Source organism: Thiohalocapsa sp. (assembly GCF_019695415.1).
Classification (GTDB): domain Bacteria; phylum Pseudomonadota; class Gammaproteobacteria; order Chromatiales; family Chromatiaceae; genus Thiohalocapsa.
Window position 1 is genome coordinate 1 of the sequence record NZ_JAIFKJ010000485.1, and the last position, 3,210, is coordinate 3,210.

A 3,210-nucleotide genomic window follows, 5' to 3' on the forward strand; every position below is an offset into this window, starting at 1 on the left:
CGGCAGTGTCAGCGTGGCTCCTGCGGCGGACACCGGCCGCCCCGGATCGAGGTCGGCGTGGAAGCGCACGCTGCCCGTATCGGGGTCCTTGACGGCGTTGTCCAGCAGGTGGTGCAGCACCTGGCGCAGCCGGCGGCCATCGGTGCGGATGAGCTCCGGCAAGTCCGGTGCGAAGTCTGCACGGAAGCCCAGGCCGCGCGCCTCTGCGTGGCGGTGGGTCACCGCAGCGAGGTCATCCAGCATCGGCCGCAGCGCCAGGGTCCCGAGCACCGGCCGCAGCCGACCGTGCTCGAGTCGGGCGTTATCCAGCAGGTCATCGATCAGGCGCAGCAGGTGCTGGCCGCCGCGCTGGATCAGGCCGCACTGCTGCTGCTCCTCGGGGCCGAGCCCGGGGGAGCGCCTGAGCAGGTCCACGCCGCCGAGCATGGCATTGAGGGGCGTTCGCAGCTCGTGGCTCATGTTGGCGAGGAACTGGGTCTTGGCGCGGCTCGCCGCCTCGGCGCGGTCGCGTGCCGTGGCGAGCTCGCGGGTGCGCTCGTCCACCAGCTCGGTGAGCCTTTGCTCGTTGCGCAGCAGCGCCGCTTGCGCCCGCTCGGCGTGCCGGCGCAGCTCGTTGACCCGATCCGCCTGGGCCACCGAGAGCAGCAGCAGCATGAACAGCAGCCCGACATAGGTCAGCCCCCAAATGGGCGTCCACGCGGGCAGCAGGCCGTAGTTCATCGGCGGCAGCAGGAGCATGGCAACGAACATCGGCAGCCAGCTTGCCAGGTACCAGGCGGCGGCTCGGGTTTGCCCGCGGATCAGCAGGAGTCCGGCCACCACCGAAACCGGGGCGCAGATCGCGGCGAGCGCGGAGATCAAGGCATAGCTCGCCTGCGGCGCCCAGATGGACAGCACGGGCAAGCTGAGGGCGAAGATCGCGAGCGCCGAATGCACCCGCGCCAAGCGCGGTGTGCGTTGTGCCATGCGCAGGTAGGCTACCGGAAACAAGAAGATGCCGATGAAGGCCAGCGCTGGACCGATGTCGATGCCGGACAGCCCGTCTGGCCAGACCCGCCAGAGGAGCGTCGTCAGCAGACCTTCCCGCGCCGCGACCCAAATAATGCCGCCGGCGATGACGCAGCACAGCCACAGGTAAGCTGGGTCGCGGAGCTGAAGTAACAGCAACAGGTTGTACGCCAGCATGAACAGCAGGGCACCGAAGAACAGGCCGAGCCATCCGAAGGCTGCCCGGTCTGCGGCGGCGAGGTGCGTGTGGTCGGTGAGTTGCAGATCCAGCCGGCGGCCGGTGTCGCTGACGACGCGCAGAAAAACCGTGGCCGTCGCATCGGCCGCCAGCGGCAGATCGAACAGGAACCAGCGGTGCGAGCGGTCGCGCTCGCCGGGATCGGCGAAGCGGCCGTCGCGGCGCTGGGCGAGGACCTGGCCGCTGCTGTCCAACGCCCAGAAGGCGACGTGCGCGATGCGGGCATCCGCCAGCGTGAGCAGCAGCGACAAGGGGGCGTCGGTGGCATTGCGCACGGCAAACCGCGCCCAGACGGCATCTCGGCCGACGCCGAGGTTGGGGATATCGGCCGCGGCCGGCTTGAAGCCCGCGGCGATGTCCGGGGCGCGGACCCGCGCAAGGTCCAGTTGCTGCGTCGGGTCACGCAGCAGCTCCATGCGCTCGACCTGCAGCGGCAGGGTCGTGTCGTCTGTGACGGCGATCACCGGCGGCGCGGCCGCCGCTCCCGCCCATGCAGCAAGGCCGAGCACAACGATCAGCAGCATGAACAGCCGTCGAGCAAGGTCAGCGGGGCGCATCCTTCTGCCGATTGGCGGCCCATGACGAGACTGCGGTCGCCTCGAGCCGGCCGCCGTGCGCCCAAAGCATGGCTCCACAGCAAGCCGCGAGGCCGGCGACGGTTCTAGCGCGGGGGCGCTGGGCATGGCCGGGTGGCAGGAGTGGAGTCGGCGCTGAGCAAAGGTAGGGTCAGGCTGCAAAAGCCTGACGCACGAGCCGTGCGGCGTCCGACCCGCTGGTGACCGCCCGTTGTGAACCGCGGACATGCTTACGTCTTGCGCCTGCCGCAACGGTGCTGTGCGGCCGCCGTGCTGGTGCCGGAGCGTTGGTGGCATCACATTCGGTGAGGTGCGAAAGACAATCATCGGAGACGACCATGCTCACCATCCGCCACGCCGAAGATCGCGGTCATGCCAACCATGGCTGGCTCGATACCTGGCATACCTTTTCCTTCTCCAGTTACTACGACCCGGCGCACATGGGGATTTCAAACCTCCGGGTCATCAACGACGATCGTATTGCCCCCGGCGGCGGCTTTCCGACCCATGGGCATGAGGACATGGAAATCGTCACCTACGTCCTCGACGGTGCATTGGAGCACAAGGACAGCATGGGCAACGGCTCGGTGATCAAGGCAGGCGAGGTCCAGTACATGGCCGCCGGCACCGGCGTGCGCCACAGTGAGTACAATCCCTCAGCCACGGAGTCGGTGCACCTATTGCAGATTTGGCTCCTGCCGAACAAGCGCGGCGCGACACCGCGCTATGCGCAGGAGACCTTTCCCGTGGCAGCCAAGCGTAACCGGCTTGCACTGCTGGTGTCGCCGGACGGCCGCGACGGGAGTATTGAGACGCACCAAGACGCGCTGCTTTACGGCACGCTGCCGGCGGACGGCACCGCCGTCAGCCACCAGCTGGCTGCCGATCGGCAGGGTTATGTTCATGTCGCCCGCGGCCGGGTGCGGGTCAACGGTGTGGAGCTCGGGGCTGGTGACGGCGCACGCATCGATACCGGCGAGCAAGTGACCATCGAGGGTGTCGACGCGGGCGAGGCGCTGCTGTTTGATCTGCCTTAACTCGTATCCCCCCCAAGGCTCCTGCGGCCTGCCAAGCCAGACGCTGAGAGGTTCCTGATCGTGCCAAGCGCTCCTTTCCCGCGGCTTGTGTCTCGCCGGATTCCGCGCCGGGTGCCGGCTTTCGCCGCGCTGCTTGCCACCTGGCTGCTGGCAGCCGTCCCGACGCTGCTGCCCGCGCAGGAGGACCCCTCTCCGGCGCCGTCCGAGCCGGTGGCGGCCGTGCCCGTCGCCGACGCCCCCCTGCACGCCCACTGGAATCAGGCGGCGGTCACGTCGCCGGACGCGGCCACGCAGGCCCTCCACAGCACCCACGCCACGCTTTCCCACGCCCCCACCCCGCCGGCGCAGCGCC

2 protein-coding genes and 1 pseudogene are annotated in these 3,210 nt (G+C 69.0%); 2 read left to right on the top strand and 1 reads right to left on the bottom strand.

What is annotated here, in order from left to right:
- A partial coding sequence (locus I6U14_RS13525; protein ID WP_296900047.1) for a hybrid sensor histidine kinase/response regulator occupies nt 1-1,770 on the bottom strand: 1,770 nt, incomplete at its 3' end.
- Between the two features lie 389 nt (nt 1,771-2,159).
- On the opposite strand from I6U14_RS13525, the gene I6U14_RS13530 reads away from it, so the two are divergent.
- Complete coding sequence (locus I6U14_RS13530) at nt 2,160-2,858, top strand: pirin family protein (protein ID WP_296900048.1); 699 nt, start codon at nt 2,160-2,162, stop codon at nt 2,856-2,858.
- Nucleotides 2,859-2,918: 60 nt separating this feature from the next.
- Nucleotides 2,919-3,210: pseudogene (locus I6U14_RS13535) on the top strand (hypothetical protein); the annotation flags it as partial.